At 64.3% G+C, this 19,848-nt stretch carries 15 protein-coding genes and 1 pseudogene; 8 read left to right on the forward strand and 8 right to left on the reverse strand.

Annotated features, from left to right (window positions below; translation table 11 throughout):
* The first annotated feature begins 23 nt into the window (after window positions 1–23).
* The 6 genes and pseudogenes from V5G24_RS25035 to V5G24_RS25060 all read left to right on the forward strand — a co-directional run bounded on the left by V5G24_RS25035 (window position 24) and on the right by V5G24_RS25060 (window position 6,023).
* Window positions 24–1,961 (forward strand): heavy metal translocating P-type ATPase, encoded by a 1,938-nt coding sequence (locus tag V5G24_RS25035; protein WP_394085321.1) that lies wholly within the window; start codon window positions 24–26, stop codon window positions 1,959–1,961.
* Window positions 1,948–2,154, forward strand: a pseudogene (locus V5G24_RS25040) (chromate transporter); the annotation flags it as partial. The gene V5G24_RS25035 and the pseudogene V5G24_RS25040, both read left to right, overlap by 14 nt.
* A gap of 299 nt (window positions 2,155–2,453) precedes the next feature.
* Window positions 2,454–2,657 carry a DUF2934 domain-containing protein gene (locus V5G24_RS25045; protein ID WP_298307270.1) on the forward strand — a complete coding sequence of 68 codons (204 nt, stop codon included), beginning with the start codon at window positions 2,454–2,456 and terminating at the stop codon, window positions 2,655–2,657.
* 175 nt (window positions 2,658–2,832) lie between these two features.
* Window positions 2,833–4,524, forward strand: a complete 1,692-nt coding sequence (gene glgP / locus V5G24_RS25050; RefSeq protein ID WP_394015561.1) for an alpha-glucan family phosphorylase — start codon at window positions 2,833–2,835, stop codon at window positions 4,522–4,524.
* A gap of 140 nt (window positions 4,525–4,664) precedes the next feature.
* Window positions 4,665–5,339, forward strand: coding sequence for a CBS domain-containing protein (locus tag V5G24_RS25055; protein ID WP_298314246.1), 675 nt, complete (start codon window positions 4,665–4,667; stop codon window positions 5,337–5,339).
* 6 nt (window positions 5,340–5,345) lie between these two features.
* Entirely contained in the window at window positions 5,346–6,023 is a 678-nt protein-coding gene (locus V5G24_RS25060) for a DUF6629 family protein (protein ID WP_298314247.1), read from the forward strand.
* A 221-nt stretch (window positions 6,024–6,244) separates the two neighbouring features.
* Here V5G24_RS25060 and cueR read toward each other — a convergent pair whose 3' ends face one another.
* Window positions 6,245–6,736, reverse strand: a complete 492-nt coding sequence (gene cueR / locus V5G24_RS25065; protein WP_298314249.1) for a Cu(I)-responsive transcriptional regulator — start codon at window positions 6,734–6,736, stop codon at window positions 6,245–6,247.
* Window positions 6,737–6,769: 33 nt separating this feature from the next.
* Window positions 6,770–9,307: a heavy metal translocating P-type ATPase gene (locus tag V5G24_RS25070; RefSeq protein ID WP_298314252.1), complete on the reverse strand. Its 2,538-nt coding sequence runs from the start codon at window positions 9,305–9,307 to the stop codon at window positions 6,770–6,772.
* 162 nt (window positions 9,308–9,469) lie between these two features.
* Here V5G24_RS25070 and V5G24_RS25075 point away from each other — a divergent pair, with 162 nt between their 5' ends.
* On the forward strand, window positions 9,470–9,673 hold the full coding sequence (locus tag V5G24_RS25075; RefSeq protein ID WP_213375400.1) for a heavy-metal-associated domain-containing protein: 204 nt from the start codon (window positions 9,470–9,472) through the stop codon (window positions 9,671–9,673).
* Window positions 9,674–9,793: 120 nt separating this feature from the next.
* A complete protein-coding gene (locus V5G24_RS25080) occupies window positions 9,794–10,000 on the forward strand; it encodes a hypothetical protein (RefSeq protein WP_213375401.1) in 207 nt (68 codons plus the stop codon).
* Here the strand turns inward: V5G24_RS25080 and V5G24_RS25085 are convergent.
* From V5G24_RS25085 to V5G24_RS25110, 6 genes are all read right to left on the reverse strand, one after another.
* A complete protein-coding gene (locus V5G24_RS25085; RefSeq protein WP_213375403.1) occupies window positions 9,980–11,266 on the reverse strand; it encodes an MgtC/SapB family protein in 1,287 nt (428 codons plus the stop codon). The genes V5G24_RS25080 and V5G24_RS25085 overlap by 21 nt on opposite strands.
* 140 nt (window positions 11,267–11,406) lie before the next feature.
* Window positions 11,407–12,939 (reverse strand): thymidine phosphorylase family protein, encoded by a 1,533-nt coding sequence (locus V5G24_RS25090; RefSeq protein ID WP_298314256.1) that lies wholly within the window; start codon window positions 12,937–12,939, stop codon window positions 11,407–11,409.
* Complete coding sequence (locus V5G24_RS25095) at window positions 12,936–14,294, reverse strand: MBL fold metallo-hydrolase RNA specificity domain-containing protein (protein WP_394085320.1); 1,359 nt, start codon at window positions 14,292–14,294, stop codon at window positions 12,936–12,938. The genes V5G24_RS25090 and V5G24_RS25095 overlap by 4 nt, the downstream gene beginning before the upstream one ends.
* An 8-nt stretch (window positions 14,295–14,302) precedes the next feature.
* Entirely contained in the window at window positions 14,303–16,672 is a 2,370-nt protein-coding gene (locus tag V5G24_RS25100) for a phosphoketolase family protein (RefSeq protein WP_298314259.1), read from the reverse strand.
* Window positions 16,669–17,715: a ribose-phosphate pyrophosphokinase gene (locus V5G24_RS25105; RefSeq protein WP_298314261.1), complete on the reverse strand. Its 1,047-nt coding sequence runs from the start codon at window positions 17,713–17,715 to the stop codon at window positions 16,669–16,671. The genes V5G24_RS25100 and V5G24_RS25105 overlap by 4 nt, the downstream gene beginning before the upstream one ends.
* 12 nt (window positions 17,716–17,727) lie before the next feature.
* Complete coding sequence (locus tag V5G24_RS25110; protein ID WP_298314263.1) at window positions 17,728–19,827, reverse strand: heavy metal translocating P-type ATPase; 2,100 nt, start codon at window positions 19,825–19,827, stop codon at window positions 17,728–17,730.
* Window positions 19,828–19,848 lie beyond the last annotated feature (21 nt).

Raw genomic sequence — 19,848 nt, forward strand, 5'->3', positions numbered from 1 at the left:
TTTTGAATGGCGTATTAATTAGAATGATTATAAGGAAGGGCATTCGCCCGCCGTGGCAGTCGGCGACCAGCCATCCAGAGGTTCGACGTGGGTCTGTTCACCGGCCTGGCCACGGCCCGCGCCAGACTGTTGCTGGTCGTCATCGCATTATTGGGCTGGCGGGCGGCGGGATCGCCTTTCTGACGGACAATGGCGCTTGGGCTGAACGCCTCTGGTCTGCAGGGACGCTCCCCGTTCTGGCGGCGCTCATCATCGAGATCTTCTCTGCCCTCCGACGCGGCCAGATCGGGCTCGACATCGTTGCCGGCTTGTCCATGTCGACGGCGCTCGCCTTCGGCGAACCGCTCGCCGGCAACGTCGTGGCGTTGATGTATGCTGGCGGCCAACAACTGGAGAGTTTCGCCGAGGGCCGGGCGCGGCGAGAAATGACGGCGCTGCTCGGGCGCGTCTCGCGGACCGCCATGCGCTATGCCGGCAATCTACTCGAGGAGGTGACGATCGAAAGCCTTCGCCCCGGCGATCGCATTCTGGTGCGCCGTGGCGAGGTGATCCCGGCTGACGGGAAGGTCGCGGCGGGTGAAGCGCTGCTCAACGAGGCGGCGCTCACTGGGGAGGCGTTGCCAGAACGCAGGCTCGCCGACGAGGAGATCCTGAGTGGTTCCACCTGCGTGGGTGACGCGTTCGATCTCGTCGTGGCCCGCGAGGCGGCGGAAAGCACCTACGCCAACATCGTCCGTCTGGTCGAGACGGCGCAGAAGAGCAAGGCGCCGATGGTACGCATGGCGGACCGCTATGCGATCTGGTTCCTGCTGTTCACGGTCGTTCTCGCTGGCGCGGCATGGGGGCTGAGCGGCGATCGCCTGCGCGCCTTGGCGGTTCTGGTCGTTGCCACCCCCTGTCCGCTCATCCTGGCCGTGCCCGTGGCGATCATATCGGGCATGTCGCGCGCGGCCGCGCGCGGCGTCCTCGTCAAGAACGGCGGGGCGCTCGAAGCGCTGGCCAGGATACGCACGGTCATTCTCGACAAGACCGGAACGCTGACTTTCGGCCGGGCCGCCGTCACCGGAATCCGGACCGTGGAAGGCTGGGACCAGGACGAGATCCTGCGGCTCGCTGCCTCGCTCGATCAGGCCTCGGCCCATGTCACGGCAGAGGCGCTGGTGACGGCGGCGCATGAGCGCGGGCTTGTTCTGTCGAGCCCTTCCGAGGCTCAGGAGACGGCAGGCACCGGCATCGAAGGCATCGTCGAGGGCCGGCGTGTCGTGGTCGGCGGCAGCGACTTCGTCCGCTCCCGCAGTGCCGCGGGCAATCCGCGTGCATTGGGGACCGGGCTCGCTCAGGGAACCGTGGTGGTCGCCGTGGCCGTGGATGGCACCGTGGCGGGCATCATCACGCTCGCCGACCCCATCCGCCCCGATGCCGCAGGCGTGCTCGCCGCGTTCCGCAAGGCCGGCATCCGCCGCATCGTCCTTGCCTCCGGCGATCGCGACGATGTCGTGGCGGATGTCGGACACCGGCTGCAACTGGACGCCGCGCAGGGTGAGCTGGACCCGGCCGCCAAGGTGGAGGTCGTCCTGCGCGAACGAGCCGCCGCCGCGGTGATGATGGTCGGCGACGGGGTCAATGACGCGCCTGCGCTCGCCGCGGCTGATGTCGGCGTCGCGATGGGCGCCCGGGGTTCGGCAGCGTCCTCGGAAGCGGCCGACATCGTTCTCCTTGTCGACCGGCTCGACCGGCTGGCCGACGCGCTTTTCCTGGCTCATCGCACGAAGCGGATCGCGCTGCAGAGCGTCATCGCCGGGATCGGTCTGTCGGTCATGGCGATGGCTGTTGCCTCCCTCGGGTTCCTTCCGCCGGTGCAGGGCGCGCTGACGCAGGAACTGATCGACGTCGCCGTCATCCTAAACGCGCTCAGGGCGCTGCGGCCAATCCCGGCCGGAGGCACCGATGAGCATTCCTGATGATCGTCCGCAGGCGGACAGGCGGGACTGGGGCACGCCGCCCGAAGTGTTCCACGCTTTCCTCAAGCTGGGCCTCACCTCCTTCGCCGGGCCGATCGCCGATCTCGGCTATTTCCGCGACGAACTCGTGGTGCGCCGGAAGTGGATCGATGCGGCCGGCTACGCCGATCTCGTCGCGCTCTGCCAGTTCTTGGCAAGCTGCTATGTGCCGGGATCCGACGGCGGCATTGAGTAATTTAACGCGTACAGAAATCGCTGTTCGCCGATCCGGCGACGTTCCTCGAACGCAGCCCATGGCGTCAGCATCGGCTCACCGATCGCGCCGGCGTGGGTGGCATCGAAGCTGTACCTCGCATCCGGCGTCGGGCTTGGCAGGCCATCGGGCTGGCTGAGCCCGAGGCCATCTTTAACCTGCATCAATGACATGCGGCGGAACGCAGGAGACCTGTATTGGGCGGGCGTGATGTCGCGCGGAAAAGGAGAGACGAGACGATGAGCACAGAGCAGGAAAGTCCGGCCGACAGCCCTCTCAAGCTGAAGATCGAGCACCGCGCATATGAAATCTGGGTGGGCGAAGGCAGTCCGAATGGCTGCGATCTGGAGCATTGGCTGCGAGCCGAAGCCGAGGTCACATCGGCAGAACCCGAGAGCAAACTCGCTTTGAAAAGCGCCGCAGCTGCGAAGAAGGCCTCATAGTGTTCATCGGCTGCTTCGGGCGTCCATGGCAGTGCGTACTGAAAAGTGATCTTGGTGTGCTCTGGCTTTGGCCGGCGATGGTAGGCGGCAGGTTTGGACGCGATCGAGCCTTTGTGCGATGCCGGGCTGCCGCGATATCCGGCCAGTCTGGCTGGAATGGGAATAGGGGACCTTCATGAAAGCCCTCGAACCCTTCCTCTATCACACGACTGTCGCGTACTTTTCGATGGAGATCGCGCTCCGTCCAGACATTCACACCTATAGCGGCGGGCTTGGCGTCCTGGCGGGCGACACGGCCCGCTCAGCGGCTGATCTGAATCTCCCGATGGTCTTCGTAACCTTACTCAGTCGAGAAGGCTATGTTCGCCAGGAGCTGAGCGCCGGTGGCGCGCAGATCGATAAGCCGAATCCATGGACGCCGACGGACTCGACACATCCGCTTCCCGCCATGGTGGCCATTTCCATCGAGGGGCGGAGCGTCTGGATCCAGCCGAGGCTCTACCGCCTGGCATGCCCGATCGGGCACGCCGTTCCGGTGTTGCTGCTGGACACCGACCTCGACCAGAACGCTGCTGAGGACAGGAAAATAACCGACCGCCTCTACGGCGGCGACGATGCCTATCGGCTGAAGCAGGACATCGTGCTCGGGATCGGAGGCCTGCTCGCGTTGCGCGCGCTCGGCTTCTCGATCCGCACCTACCATTTGAACGAGGGACATGCGGCGCTTCTTGCGCTGCAGTTGCTTCGGGAAACACGCCGACCGACCGACGATCTCGCTCCTGGCGGAAGTCTCTATGATCGCGGCGTGGTGCGAGAAAAATGCGTATTTACGACCCATACTCCGGTCGAGGCAGGGTTTGACAAGTTCGACTACGCTCTCATCGACCGCGTACTGGGCGACTACCTGGAAGTCGACGAGTTGAAACAGCTAGCCGGCCAGGATCGGCTCAATATGACGCAACTCGCCCTGAATCTGAGCGGCTATGTCAACGGCGTGGCGCGGCGGCATGCAGAGACCACCCGGAAGATGTTTCCGGGCTATCAAATACGCTCGATCACCAATGGTGTTCATGCCCACACGTGGACGCATCGGGCACTGGCGGAACTCCATGTGGCGCGGTTCCCGCACTGGGCTCACGAGCCCGAGATCCTGGCCTTTGCGGACCAATTGGCTGATGAGGATGTGTGGAACGCCCACCAGGTGGCAAAATCGGAACTTGTCGAACACGTCAGGAATGCAACTGGCACGCTGATGCATGCGGATGTTCCGCTTATCGGGCTTGCGCGGCGGATGACGGCCTATAAGCGACCGGATTTGCTTTTCAGCGACCTCGAGCGATTGATGACAATTGCCCAGGACCAGCCGTTCCAGGTCGTCCTGGCCGGTCTTGCTCACCCGCGCGATGAACCCGGGCACCGGTTGATCGAGAGCTTTCACCGGCACATCGAGCGGCTTGCCGGTGTCGTGCCCGTGGTATTCCTGCCCGGCTACGACATGAAACTTGGCGCTGCGATGGTTTCGGGCAGCGACATATGGCTGAATACGCCACTTCCACCTCTGGAGGCTTCTGGCACCAGCGGCATGAAGGCGGCGTTGAACGGCGTGTTGAACTTCAGCGTCCTTGACGGCTGGTGGATCGAGGGTTGGGTCGAGGGAGTTACCGGATGGGCGATCGAAGGACATCCGCCGGGAGCAGGAGACGCCTCGGCGCTTTTCGACAAGCTGCAGTCCGTCGTTCTTCCGCTCTATTACAATGACAGGGCGCGCTGGATCTGGATGATGAAGCAGTCGATCAGCAAGATCGGCGCGACCTTCAACAGCCAGCGCATGATGCGCCGCTATGCGACGGAAGCCTATATGCGCTGACCACAGCGGCCGACGCTGGTTCGACTCGAGCGGTGAAAAGGCCACGATTGCTTGTACCGATTCCGGGTAGAGAACGCGGGGCCAGGTGCCGAGATCGATCAACGCAGGGTTCTGCAATGCAGAGGGACGTGGGCTGAACGATGAACGCAAAGGATCTGATGACAGAGGTGCCGACGACCGTGAGTCCAGAGCACAGTGTATGGCACGCGACTCAGATCATGCTGTCTGAACATGTGAGCGGGGTCCCCGTACTTGCCGATGATGGCCTGCTTGCCGGCATTGTGACCGAGGGCGACCTCCTGCGGCGCACGGAGCTCGGAACCGCAGAGGCGTTCCCCAATCCCTCGCAAGACGCCGATGCGGTTGCGAGGGCCTATGTGAAGAGTCGGAGCTGGAAGGTCGGCGATGTCATGACGAAGAATGTCATCACGATCGACGAGAACGCCGCTGTGCACGAGATCGCCAAGCTGATCGACCAGCATGACATCAAGCGCCTGCCGGTCATGCGCAAGGAGCGACTGGTTGGCATCGTCAGCCGGGCTGATCTCTTGAAGGTCATTGCGACCGGCAAGCCGGATGCCGAGATCCGAGGCGACGAGGCTGTGCGGCGCGCCATTGTCGCACGCCTCGCCGAAGCCGCTTCGGTTCTATCAGCCCAGCCGGTCGTCGCCGTCGAGGGCGGGATCGTGCATGTCGCAGGTGATATTCGGTCCCAAGACGAGCATGATGCGATTCGCATGATCGTTGAAGGTGTTGCCGGACCAGGGTTCAAGGATGATCTCAGTATCTCGAAAAAAGGTCCTGTAAGGCTATGATCTGAGATGTGCCTGTCCGCAGAAGCGAGCTTCACGGCCGCCGCGATTCTGATGCCTGCCGGAGTATTGAGCACCTATCGCGCCTGGCAGACCGATCGGCGATACCTCGCGATCGCTGCCCTGCCATTCCTGTTCGGTCTCCAGCAAGCGACGGAAGGGCTCGTATGGACTGCCGGACAGTGGGGCGATCAGGACCTCGTGACGCGCTATTCGCTGGCCTACATGTTCTTCACTTGGCTCGCCTGGCCGGTCGGCGCGCCGGTCTCGACCTACTTCATCGAGCACGGGCGGCGCCGGAGCCTCTATTTGTTCTTCGCTATCGCCGGGGGCATGCTAGGCGCACTGCAATATGTGCCGTATTTCGCGCATGAAGGCTGGCTGACGACAACGTTCCTCGAAAGGGCAGTCCGCTATCAGGATGTCAATCTTCTCGACTTCGTGGTGACGCGCGAAACAACCTATGGCATCTACGCTGCGCTCGTCACCGTTCCATTCCTGTTGTCGCGTGACCGTGCCGTAAAGGTCTTTGGCTTGCTGGTCCTGGGTGTTCTTGTGGTGACATACACATTCTTTGCCTATGCCTATATCTCCGTCTTCTGCTTCGGCGGAGCGCTCATGTCGCTTTATCTTGTCGCGATGACATTGCGTAAGCCGCGAACCGGTTCGGCTATGGGGACTGTCTGACAAGCCCCCAGACCGGCACTGCCAAGTCGCTTGCGGAGACCTAGCGCCATCGCTCGATTGGGAAGACTCCACGAGGCGCAGGGCGGCTGCGGAAATGCTGATGAAGCAGCGAGCTGGAAGGAGCTGGCGAAGAGACCGGCATCGCCCACAGGCGCAATTCGATCTATTTCCATCGATGATGACACTGCAGGACGGGAAGCTTGTTCTTCGCTTTTCCAAGGTCAGGCCTTACGAGTGGACGTCCGTCCGAGGTGGCCCCTTTCGAGGGGAGCGATGGGAGCTTTGCTCGGACGGCTCTCGGCCTGTGGCTCACGCAGTTCGACGTCCGCATCGGCGAGATTGGCGATGATCGGGCAGTCTGGTCGTCCGTCGCCATGGCAATGCTGAGCGAGGTTGCTGAGCGTCGCGATCATGTCCTCTATGGCCTGCCTTTTGTCCTGCAGGTCCCGCACGTGCTGGAGGGAGATTGCCTTCACATCGGCGCTGCTGCGATCCCGGTCGCGCCAAAGCGCGAGAAGATCGCCGATCTGTTTGACAGAGAAGCCGAGGTCCCGAGCCCGACGGATAAAGCGGAGCGCATGAACGTCATTGTCCGAATAGTCACGATACCCCGATTCCTGTCGGGTTGCCGTTTCCGTAAGTCCGATGGATTCATAGTATCGGATCATCTTGGAGTTGACGCCCGAACGCTTCGCTGCCTCACCGATGTTCATGTTCCAAACTCTCCTACTGCGGCTCGGCTGGGGTCACTCGGCCGGAACAAGCGCCGGCCGATGCGCCCGCCTCGCGGGAGTGGAGTCCACGGTCATCGGCGGTCGGAAGCGCTTCAGACGGAGCGCATTGCCGAGCACGAAGACGCTCGATGCCGCCATGGCGCCTGCCGCGAAGATCGGCGAGAGCAGCGTTCCGTTAAACGGATAGAGGATGCCGGCCGCCACCGGGATCAGGCTGGCGTTGTAGGCGAATGCCCAGAACAGGTTCTGCTTGATGTTGCGGATCGTCGCCTTGCTGAGCGCGATGGCGTTGACCACGCCGCGCAGATCGCCTGACATCAGCACAACATCGGCCGCTTCGATCGCCACATCCGTGCCGGTCCCGATCGCGACGCCCACATCGGCCTCGGCGAGCGCCGGAGCGTCGTTGATGCCGTCGCCGACAAAGGCCACGGTTCCGAAGCGCTGGCGCAGCGCCTTGATCGCCTTGACCTTGCCGTCCGGCAGAACCTCCGCCATCACCTCGTCGATACCGAGTTGCCTGGCGATGGCGGTGGCGGTTCTGGCGTTGTCGCCGGTGATCATCGCTACCTTGATCCCCAGCCGATGCAGCGCTGCGATGGAATCGCGTGTCGTCGGCTTGATCGGATCGGCGACGGCAATCGCTGCCGCGAGCCGGCCGTCGATCGCGGCATAGAGCGGGCTCTTGCCCTGGCTCGCCAGACTCTGGCCGACCGGCTCGACCTCCGCGAGGTCGTAACCGAGCTTCTTCATGTAGCGATCCGCGCCAATCTCGACTTGACGGCCATCGACGGTCGCAGCGACGCCGAAACCCGGAACCGCCTCGAAGTTCTGGACGGTCCCAAAGGTGAGAGCGCGCAGCTTCGCGGCGGCGACGATGGCCTCGGCAATCGGATGCTCGGAGCGTTCCTCGACGGCGGCGACGAGAGACAGGACGTCGGACTCCCCGAACCCGTTGATCAGCGAAAGGTCGGTCAGCTCCGGCCGCCCCTTCGTCAGCGTGCCCGTCTTGTCGAGCGCGATGGCCTTCGCGCTCCTCAGCGTCTGGAGCGCTTCGCCCTTGCGGAACAGGATGCCCATCCTCGCGGCGCGTCCCGTGCCAACCATGATCGACGTCGGCGTAGCGAGACCCATGGCGCAGGGGCAGGCGATGATCAGGACAGCGACGCCGTTGACCAGCGCGAAGGCGAGCGCCGGATCGGGACCGAACACCAGCCAGATTGCGAAGGTCAGTGCCGCGATTCCTATGACGATTGGCACGAAGACGCCGGTCACGCGGTCGACCAGCGCCTGGATAGGTAGCTTGGAGCCCTGCGCGGCTTCGACCATGCGGATGATCTGCGCCAGCACGGTGTCGCCGCCGACCTTGGTGGCGCGGAAGGTGATGCTGCCCGTCTTGTTGATCGTGCCGCCGACGACTGCCGCGCCCGCGCCCTTCTGAACCGGGATCGGCTCGCCCGTGATCATGGACTCGTCCACGAAGGAAGAACCATCGAGCACGTCGCCATCGACCGGCACCCGCTCGCCGGGACGCACCTGCACAATGTCGCCGGCAACGACCTCGGACAGGGCAACCTGTACCGCTTTCCCGTCGCGAAGGACCTGCGCCGTTTTTGCCTGCAGGTCCATCAGCTGTCTGATCGCTTCGCTCGTGCGCCCTTTTGCACGCGCCTCGAGCCAACGGCCGAGCAGGATCAGCGCGACGATCACAGCCGCCGCTTCGTAATAGACGTTGTGGGTGCCTTCCGGCAGCAGGTGAGGCGCGAAGGTCGCGACCACGGAATAGGCCCAGGCCGCTCCGGTGCCGAGGCTGACCAGCGTGTTCATGTCAGGGCGGCCGCGCAGCAGCGCCGGGACGCCCTTGATGAAGAAACGCAGACCGGGGACGAACAATACCAGCGTCGTCAGAGCGAACTGCAGATACCAGTTCCCCTGCTGCCCGATGGTCTCCATCACCCAAATATGGATTGCCGGAACCAAGTGGCTGCCCATTTCGAGAACCACGACCGGCACGGTAAGGACCGCCGCGAGCAGCAGCGCATTGCGCAGCGACCGCATGTCCCGCTCGCGCCGAGCGGCCTCCCGATCCTCGGCAACCGCCCCATTCGTCACCAGACGCGAGCCGTAGCCGGCGCTTACTACCGCAGCAATCATATCCGAGGCGGAAACAGAATTGTCGAGATACCGGATCCGCGCCTTCTCCGTGGCGAGGTTGACCGATGCATCAAGAACGCCGGGAAGCGCCTTCAAGACCTTCTCAACGCGTCCGACACAGGACGCACAGCTCATTCCTTCGACGACGAGTTCCGCCGTCTCGCTACCGACCTCGTAGCCGGCGGTCTCGACCGCGCCGACCACGGCAACCGGGTCGGGTTGTGCGGAAAAATCGACCTCGGCGCGCTCCGTCGCGAGATTGACCGACACGCGCGTCACCCCTGGCAGTGCCTTCAAGGCCTTCTCGACCCTCCCCACGCACGAAGCGCAGGTCATGCCTTCGATGCGTAGCCGCAACGTTGCGGATGGAGAGGCGAATGCGGTTGAGGTCGGCATGTCGTCAGCTCCTTGAATCACAGCTGACCGCGAACATGGTGCTTCCAACAATGGGAAGGTCAACGCCGACTGGTGCATTTTTTCGGCGGGCAGACCTATTGACCTTCCCATTGTTGGAAGCACCACCTTCACTCACGGAGTGCCAAATTGAGGAAAAAAGCCATGGTCTATCTGAAAATCCCCAACATGAACTGCGGCGGTTGTGCTGCGACCGTCACCAAAGCTCTCAAGAGCATCGACGTCGACGCCAGGATTGACGTCGACACGGCGCTGAAGACCGTAAAGCTGGAGAGCAAGGCAGACGTCGAACAAATCAGCGCGGTGCTCAAGTCGGCAGGCTATCCCGCAGAGGTTCAGCCCGGCTGACGCGCCTTTCTCTCGGGGCAAGGACAGGCGCTGGTCCGCTGGCCTGGAGCGGACCGGCGCTGTAGTGCGTTGTTCGGTGCGGAAACGCTGGGAGCCGTCCACCATTCCGGAGCCATCCCGATGCGCCGTGAAGCCGAGATCAACGACGCCGAGATCACCGAACTGTGCTCTCAGATCATGCCGTCCGAACAACATGAGATCGAGCAGACGGTGGGAGTTCTGACGCGACTTCAGGCACGGAGCTCCGTCCTCGGCAAATCTGCGGTCCGGGTGCGGGACGACGGTATATGCCCGCGCCTCGTCCATTCAAGAGCCGATCACGGCTGACGGTCCCGGCCACTCGAAATGCGGCAGCGTCGCAAAGGCAGCGTAGCCGAGCGCAATGGCCACCACCGTAGCGGCCGCCAGCGGGAGCCAGAAGCGAACCGGTCCCGCAACGGCGGCGACGGCCAGGCGGCCAATGGCATTCGTAGCGAGCGCCAGAAGCACGGCGTGTCCGACCGCCTCCATGGTTGCCGGCTGTCCGAGCAGCCGCAACGCGCTGAGCACTGCCACGTCGACATCGAATATTCCCGAGATGGCGGAGGTCGCCACCATCCCGCTGCTGCTTCCGACCGAAAGAGCGGCGCTCACGGTGGAGACGACCGCGAAGAGCGCCGCGAACAACATCAGCGGCCCCACCTCGAAGGGGTTGCGCGGCGGTTGCGTACCTTCGCCCGAAATGGTGTGGCGCGACAGCAGGAGGAGAATGCCGCAGGTCGCAAAGCCGCCGATTGCGGCCAGGATGGCCAGACCCGCGACGCCCAGCACCGACGGCGCGACGATGGCGACGATTGCCGTGACCCGTATCACGGATACGCCCGCCGCGAGGATCGCGGCACCTGCCAGCGGCCAGGGATTCGTTCCGGTCTTGGCGATCCGCGCCAGCGACAGAGTTACGGCGGTGGACGAGATGACGGCTCCGGCAAGACCGCTGACCAGAATACCCCGGGTCGTGCCGAGAGCCCGGACCGCGATGTAGCCGAGGAAGGAGATCGCCGCCGTCAGCACGGTGAAGAGCCACACCTGCCGGGGATTGAAGCCGCCCCAGGGATCGACGGCTCGATCGGGCAGCAGCGGCAGGATGATCGCCGTCATCACCGCGAGCACCAGAGCCGAACGAAGCTCGATCCAGGAAATTCGCCTGAGAAGCCCGTGCAGAAGCTCGCGACTGGCGAGAACCGCGGCGAGCGCGGCCCCACCGGCGGCGGCGGCGCGCTGATCCCCGACGACGGCAAGCGCCCCCAAGGCGAACACGCCCAGCGCGGCGATGATGCCGGTCACGCTGTAATCCTCATCGTGGAGGGACTCGCGTGCCTTGTACCAGGCGAAGACCGCGGTGAAGGCGAGGAAGCCGGCGATCAGAATGGAGGGAGCATCAAGGCTGGCGCTGAGAGCCGCCACCACGCCGCCGAGCAGTCCGGAGATGCCGTATGTTCGGATGCCCGCCGCGCGGCCGCCATCCGGCGTGTCGCGCTCGCGCCACCCACGCTCCAGGCCGACGAGCAAGCCAATGGCAAGTGCCAGACCGAGCTGCAGGATCAAGAAGTCCATGGCGTGGCCCGTGATGGATAAGTCACGTCATCAGCGCAGCTGATCATGACGGTCGCCTGTTCGTCTGAGCAGCACCTTGTCGCACCGATAGAATTGATCCCAAAGCGCTGCCACGACGCCGGCGAGAACCAATTGCCGCCTCATGCCTCGACCTTGACGATATCGCCGGACCGGGCGGCGTATTCCAGGGCATAGGCGAGTTCGGCACGCGTCTCGGCATGGACATGAAGCATTGGCTGGCCCTTGTCGATCTCGTTGCCCAGCCGCACGTCCATGCGAACGCCGGCGGCCTTGGCCTCGGGCGCTCCAGCGAGTTTTGCAAGCCGGGCGAGCTTTCGATTGTCGATATGGACGATGCGTCCTGCATGCGGGGCCACAAGCGGATGGACGTTGGACGCAGTCGGAGGTGTCCGCATCCCGCCCTGCGCCTCACAGATGGCTTCGAACTTCGCCCAGGCGCGCCCGTCGGAGAGCGTTTCGAGCGCCAGCCGAGTCCCTTCACCCGTTGCCACTTTTCCGCCGATTTCGAGCGCTGCACCCGCAAGCGTCGCGGCGCGCCTCCTGAGATCGTCCGGCGCATCGCCGGCATTTTGAAGGACAGCCAGGACATCGAGAGCCTCGAGCGCCGGCCCGATCCCCCGGCCGACCGGCTGTGAACCATCGGTCTGGAGACATATCGCGGTCAGGCCGAAACGCGCGGCGACCGCCCCCATGCGTTCGGCGAGGTGACCGGCGAGTTCCTCGCTGCGGACCTTGGCGGTCGGGCCGACAGGAATATCGATCACCACATGGGTCGAGCCCGCGGAAATTTTCTTCGACAGCACGGACGCGATGAGCTGGCCTTCGGTATCGACATCGAGCTCACGCTCGACGCGCACGAAGATGTCGTCGGCGGGACTGAGATGCACCGCGCCACCCCAGGCGATGCAGCCGCCTTCAGCCTCCACCACGCGCCGGAGCGTCGCAATGTCGAGGTCGACTGGAGCGAGCGTCTCCATCGTATCGGCCGTGCCTGCCGGCGAGGTTATCGCGCGTGAAGAGGTTTTGGGCATGATGAGGCCCTGCGCTGCGACGATCGCGACAATGATCGGCGTGGTGCGATTGCCCGGCAGGCCGCCGATGCAGTGCTTGTCGACGACGATCGGGGCATCCCAGCGCATACGCTCGCCAACCTCGACCATCGCGCCGGTCAGATCGGCGGTCTCCTGCTCGTCCAGAGGCAAGGCGGCGCCCGCCGTCAGGAATGCGGCAAGATGCACGTCGGTGTATCGTCCGGCGACAATGTCTTTGACAATCGCCGCGAAGGCGGATGCGTCGAGGCGGTTGCCGTAGATGCGCCGGCGCACGCTTGCCAACGATTCGATCGCCGGCGCATGTGTGACTTTAACGGCTTCGCCGTCCGCAATGCCGAGGATCGTCCAGGCGGTCTCAGAAAGAGCGACCTCGTCGAGCGCGATCAATTCGCCGCCCTCTATCTGAAAGAGCGTTGCCTGCACCTCCCGATTGCCTGTCGAAACAAGAACCTGCGAGCGTGCGGCAAGGCCCTCCGAACGGCAGACATGGCAGTCTGTGCGCATGATGACCACGGCCTGATGCTGGGTGTGCAGGCCAAGACGCTTGGCGCGGAGCATCGGCTGTGCAAGGGCGTCGGTCCGTTCGAGGGCTGCGGTCATAGATCGAACACCTGATCCTGACGGGGAACGCTCGCGCTCCATCCGAGATCCCTGTCGATGCGTACGCGCAGCGCCTCAGCGGCTTCGGGCTCGCCATGCACGATGAAGACACGCGAGGGGCTGTGACGGAAACCCGAGAGCCAGTGCATCAGGTCGTTGGCGTCGGCGTGAGCCGAGAGCATCGTCAGATCGTCGACCTCTGCGCGAACGGGAATCCATTGGCCGTGGATCTTGATCTCGCTTGCACCCTGCAACATGGCACGTCCGCGCGTTCCGGCGGCCTGGAAGCCGGAGAACAGGATGGTGTTCTTCTGTTCGGGCGCGAAAGCCTTCAGATGATGGAGCACGCGACCGCCGGTCGCCATGCCGCTCGCCGAGATCACCACCTTGGGATAGGGGCTCGCCGTGATCGCCTTGGACCCTTCGACATCTCTCGTATACGTCGCAATTCCGCAGATCGCGCCGCAGACCTCCGGTGTGAGGCGATGATCAGCACGGTGCGCATGAAGCAAATCGGTCGCGTCGATCGCCATAGGGCTGTCAAGATAGATCGGAATGTTCGACAGCCTGCTGGCGGTCTTCAGCTTCCACAGATGATAGAGCAGCGACTGTGCGCGGCCGACCGCGAAGGCCGGGATCACGACGGTGCCGCCGCGTTGGACTGTGCGCTCGATCACCGCGCCGAGAACCTCGGTGATGTCGCCCGGTTTATGAATGCGATCGCCGTAGGTGGATTCGATGACAATGAAGTCGGCTTCCGAGACTGGCTCGGGATCCGGCATGACCGGATCGCCGTAGCGTCCGAGATCGCCGGAGAAGGCAACGCGACGGCCGGCCCAGCCGATGTCCGCGGTTGCGGCGCCCAGGATGTGCCCCGCATGACGGAATGTCAGCGTCGCGTCGCCCGGAAGCTGAACGGTCTCACCGAAGGGGACGGGCGAGAAGAACTCAAGCGCACGTTCCGCATCGCGAATGCCGTAGAGCGGCAAGGCGGGCTTGTGCTTCGAGAATCCCTTGCGGTTGGCGTATTCGGCATCCTTCTCCTGCAGATAGCCGCTGTCTTTAAGGATCAGCTCGGCCACATCGCGCGTGGCCTCGGTTGCGAAGATGCGGCCGCGAAAGCCGTCGCGCACCAGCTTCGGCAGATAGCCGGAATGGTCGAGATGGGCATGGGTCAACACGACGGCGTCGATGCTGGAGGGCTCGACCGGCAAGGGCTCCCAATTCAGCTCGCGCAAGTTCTTGAGGCCCTGGAACAAGCCACAGTCGATCAGGATGCGCTTTCCATCATGAGTCAGGAGATGTTTCGAGCCAGTGACGGTGCCGGCACCGCCCAGCGAGGTCAGCGTAAGCATGGTGGCCTTCAGATCGCGGGTTGGAAAAGATCGGCGGGGTTACCCCTACTGTCGACGGCGGCGCGTTCGGCGGGCGTGAGCAAATCGTCGCGTGACCAACCGGCAAGCGGGGTCGCCGCATCGATCAGGTGAGCCCAGGAGCAGCGATTGGCGAACAGCATGCCGTCGACATCGAGCGTGCCGCCCCGGCTGATATAGCCGCGCGCGGCGGTTCTCAGCGGTCCCCCGTCCAGCCGCCTCAACAGACCAAGCATCGGCTCGGGCCGCGTATGAGTGACGATGACGCGGGGAAGCTGCGGGGGAAATAGTGCGGCGAGATCCTCGTCGCTCGCGGTGAAGGCGGCCTCGATCGGGTCGCGCGGCGCACGGAAGCGACCCGGTTCCGCCAATGCCGTCACGACGGCTTTGAGGCCACGGGCCGAGAGGCGTCGTGACGCCTTGAGCGCCTCCTCGAGCTGATAGGCCCCGATCGCCACCAGTTGCAGGTCGGCTTCGCCGGGATTGCCATCGATATGGGCCGCGCCCTCGGACACGAACCGGCCAGCCGCCTCGCCGTCGAGCCGGTGCGGCATGTCGCGCTTCGATACGATCAGGCAGGCTACCTGGCCGCGTCCGTCATAGACCGATCGCAGCGCGGCCATTGCGCTGTTCGCGTCGACTGGAAAGAGCACCCGGGCTGTGTCCGACATCTCGCCGAGCAGTGCCTCGCCAATCGTCGGGTCCTGGTGCGATTGCTCATTCTTGGAGTTCTCCCAGGTGTGGGAGGTGACGACGAGGGGCACCGAGATCCAGCCGGACTCCTGACCGACCTCGCGACGACGCCGGGCGAAGACGATCTCCTGACGGAGGCCGCCCAGCATCTTCATGGCGAAGGCCTCATAGCTGACGATCAGGTTGAGCCCGCCTTTGTTGGCGAGCGCCGCACCTGCAACTGCTTCCTCGTTGAGCGCGGTGATGACGGCGCCATCAACGGCTTCGGCTACCCCGGGCTCGGCGACGTTGACGCGATGCCGCAGACGATCGAGCGCGGCGCCCATATGGTTGGAGCGCAACTCGTCGGGATTGCCGAGCCGCGGCCGTAAATCCGGATTGGCATCGACGGCGCGCACGAACCAGCGGTCTAGCGCATGCATGGCGCAGTCCGGAGCATCGCCCACGCGGATCCATTCGGGTTCGGGGAGCTGGGGTGACGGCGGGCTTCGCAGTGCGAGGGGATGGCGGCTTTCGAGCGGCCGGTTCTGCGGGTCGTGGATGGCAAGCGCGCCGACCGCGCGGTCAATCTCTTGCAGCGGAACGAAGAGCGCTGCTGCAGCTTCGTTGAAGGCGTTTCGTGCCGCGTCATCGCGCGACGGGTTGCCGTCGATCGGAAGGTTGTGCGCCGCATTGGTGCCGGCGCCCGGAAAGCCGAACCCCTTGATCGTCTTGGCGATCACATAGGGGATGGGCGCGGGATAGACGTGATCGGCATCGGCGGCGAAACGTCCGAGCCGCTCCTCGGCCGTGAGGATCGCCCAGGCGAACGCGGCCGGGTCGCGGCCGTCGATCGCGAAGGGATCGAAGCCGTTATGGCGAAGATGGGCCGCGAGCCAGTCGGCCCCGCCCTGCTGGTCAATCTGAGCGCGCTCCTCGATGCGGCGTCCGTTGAGGATCATGATGGGGATCGCGAGGCCGGAATCCTCGGCGCGCCACCAGCGGGGTGTCCAGTCGGAGCCGCGCTGCTCCTCGAAGGCACCGTCACTCAGGAAGGCGATGAGACTCTCTCCGGGAAGCGGCATGTGCACATATTGCACCTCCGCGAAACCAAGATAGCCTCCCTCCGAGATCGCCCCGGCGGTGTTGGGACCAGCATGGCTGCCCAGCGGGACCGCGGCGCGACCCTCCGCATCGATCGCATAGGAATAGAAGTCGGCCGCGAGCTGAGAGAGCCCCTTCTCGGTCCGGTCGTAGCGGCCTTTCTGCGTCGGCGAGACGTCGCCAGTCAGCGCATTGACGGCCTCGATCGCTGCGACGCAATGGCCTTGCCCCATCAGCCATGAGCGGGTCTTGGCGGTGATCGTGTTGGCGGTGAGATAGCCGACAAAAGCAGGAACCATGTTGAGCGAGCCACCGGTATGGCCTTCAGGCGTCGGCTTGAACGCATCGGCCGGCAGCGGCGCGCCGGAGAGATTGACCCGGCTGGCATAGGTCATGTGGACGACGGTCCACATCGCCGCGCAGGCCAGACGGTCGGCAGCGGCGAGCAGCCGGTAGAGCCTGTCGGGCGCCATGTGTCCCGAGGCTGCGAGTGCTGCAACACGCTCGACCGTCTCGGCGCTGTGCTCGATGGGCCCGTAGCCCTTATGCCAGATCGCGAATGCGTCCGATGTCATTTCACTCATGTTGCGCTATCACCTTTTCCTTGTCGTGGGACCGGCGTCCGCGTTCGACTGACGCCGCTTGTCCATGGCGGAGGATCGCTGGCCGGAAAGGAGTCGATGCCGGCGCGTTCGACTTCATCGAGCGGTTCGGCCGGCCGCCTGTGGCGGACAATATCCCGCGGGACATTCCGGGCGGCCGAGATGGCGGCGGCTATCAGGGGTGCGAGACGGATGGCGTTGCTCGCATGCAGGACAGAATCGCTCGAAACGATTCTGTCGGCGACGGCCAATAAGCGCTGGTAGGAATCCTCGGCGAAGAGGCCATGGATGACGGCGCAGACGGGCCGCGCGAACCCCTGGAGCGGAAGCTTGCATGCGGCTTCAAAGAGCGTGTCGCCGGACGACGCGATGTCGTCGACGAGGACCGGCCGGAGGCCGCTCCATTGCGAGAGGTCGGGGAGCTCGACGTCGACGCTGCGGTCGCCGTGCCTGGTTTTGCTTAGAACGGCATGGGGTGCGCCGATGCGCGCGGCAATGGCCGAGACCCACTGCTCGCTTTCCTCGTCCGGCCCGATGATGAGAGGCTTCTGCACCTCAGCCGCGATCCAGTCGGCGAGAAGCGGCGCGGCATGAAGCGTCTCTGTCGGGATCGTGTAGAGTGCGGAAAGAGCGGCATAGCGATGAAGGTGCGGGTCGACGGTCACCAACCGGTCGAAGGTCGAGGACACGAGGCGGGCAAAGGTCTTCGAGGTCACCGCTTCGCCGGGCAGAAAGCGACGGTCTTGCCGCATATAGGCGAGATAGGGCGCAACGAGCGTGACCTCGCGCGCACCGAGCGACCGGGCCGCATCGGCCGCGAAAACGAGACGCAGGAACCCGTCATCCGGCGGCGCCAGGGTGCAGACGAGATCGACGGGACGGTTCGCAATATTGGAGAGAATCCGAACGTAGGTCTCGCCGTCGGGAAAGCGGCGCGTCTCGATCGCACCCAGTTCCCATCCCCCGGACTCGGCAAGATGTCGGGCGAAGATTTCGTTTCCGGGCAAGGGAAGGATCAGGCGCATGGATCATGTTCCTCATTTCTTCCGGTAGAACCGCAGAAACTGCGCGTTGATGGCGACGATGACGGTGCTGGCCGACATGAAAACGGCGGCGACGGCTGGGGTCATCAGGAAACCCGTTCCGAAGGTGATGCCGGCCGCCATCGGGATGGCAATTGCGTTGTATCCGGTCGCCCAGATCAGGTTCTGTACCATCTTGCGGTAGGTGGCGCGTGACAGGCCGAGGATCGCGGCCACATCGCGCGGATCGCTTCTGACCAGGACGACGTCGGCCGATTCCACGGCAACGTCAGTGCCAGCGCCGATGGCGATCCCGAGATCGGCCACGACCAGCGCCGGCGCGTCATTCACGCCGTCGCCAACCATGGCAACCTGCAGTCCGCGCGCCTGCAATTCCTTGATCTTCTCGGACTTCTGATCCGGCAGCACCTCGGCGAAATATTCAGCTATGCCCAGTTCGTCCGACACCGCTTGCGCGACCCCCTTGGCATCGCCAGTGAGCATCACGGAGTTGATCCCGAGCGCCTTCAGTTCGGCGATGGCCTCCTTCGATTCCTGCCGGACGATATCGGCCAGCGCGAACAGCGCGCGCGGCTCGCCGTCGCGGACGAGCACGACCACTGTCTTGCCCTGGGCCTCCAATTGCTTGAGCCGCTCGTGGCCGATCGCCTTGCCCTGCCTTGCGAGGTGGCCGGGGCTGACGATACGGATGTCGGCGCCGTCAACCTTTGCGACGATGCCCTCTCCGGTGATGTTGCTGACCTCGCTTGCCTTCGGGACGGTCAAGTTGCGATCCCTGGCCTCGGCGACGATGCCGTGGGCGATCGGATGCTCGGACTGGCTCTCGGCCGCTGCCGCCAAGGCGAGTTCTTCGTTCTCGTCACCGCCGGCGAGCAGCACGATGTCGCTCACGCCAAACCGGCCCTCGGTCAGCGTTCCGGTCTTGTCAAAGACCACCGCATTTAGATTGCGCGCGCGTTCAAAGGCCGCGCGGTCACGGATCAGAAGTCCGTTTCCGGCGCTGAGCGAGGTGCTGACGGCGACGACGAGCGGAACGGCAAGCCCGAGCGCATGCGGGCAGGCGACGACCATCACCGTCACCATGCGCTCGAGCGCGAATTCAAGCGACGCGCCGAGAACGAGCCACCAGACGAAGAGCGTCCCGAAGCCTACGGTAAGGGCGATGTAAGTGAGCCACGAGGCAGCACGGTTGGCGATGTCCTGCGTCCTGGAGCGCGTCGCCTGCGCCTTCTTCACGAGATCGATGACCTGTGCGAGATAGGTGGCATCGCCCGTGGCGGTCACCTCGATGGTCACGGCGTTGGCGCCGTTGATCGCGCCGCCGATGGCGGTGGCACCGACGGTCTTGGAAACCGGGCGGGATTCGCCGGTCAGCATCGCCTCGTTGAAGCCGGACGACCCCTCGATGATCTTCCCGTCGACGGGCACCTTGGCGCCCGGGCGGACGAGAACCCGATCGCCCGGCTGCAATGCGGAGATGGGGACCTCTTGCATCGAGCCGTCGGCGCCGATCTTCGTAGCGCTGTCAGGCAGCAGCCGGACCAGTTCCTCGAGCGCGCGCGATGCACCCATCACGGAGCGCATCTCGACCCAGTGGCCGAGAAGCATGATCGCGACCAAAGTCACGAGCTCCCAATAGAATGGCTCTCCCGGAAAGCCAAAGGTGGTGGCGGCCGAGAAGAAGTAGGCGGCCGAGATCGCCAGCGCGATCAGAGTCATCATTCCGGGCTGCCCCTTGCGCAGCTCGGACAGGAAGCCGGTGAGAAACGGCCAACCCCCATAAACATAGACGATCGTTGAAAGAGCGAAGAGAACCAGTCCATCTCCCGCAAAGGCCAGCGTCTCGGCAACGCCAAGCCAGTGCTGGATCATCGGCGACAGAAGCAGGACCGGCGGCGTGAGAAGGAGTGTGACCCAGAACCTTCGGCGGAAGTCGGCGACCATCGCACCATGATCGTGCCCGGCATGCTCGGAATGACTGGAACCGGCCGCTGCCACGATCTTGGGATCGGTGTGACGATCGTCTTGGCGCCTGCCGCCAGCGTGATCGGCATGACCATTGTGATCGTGGGCATGTGGCCGGTCAGAGGTCATTCTACGAGATCCTGCTGTTTG

It is taken from the genome of Roseixanthobacter finlandensis, assembly GCF_043195105.2.
Lineage (GTDB): Bacteria > Pseudomonadota > Alphaproteobacteria > Rhizobiales > Xanthobacteraceae > NCEH01.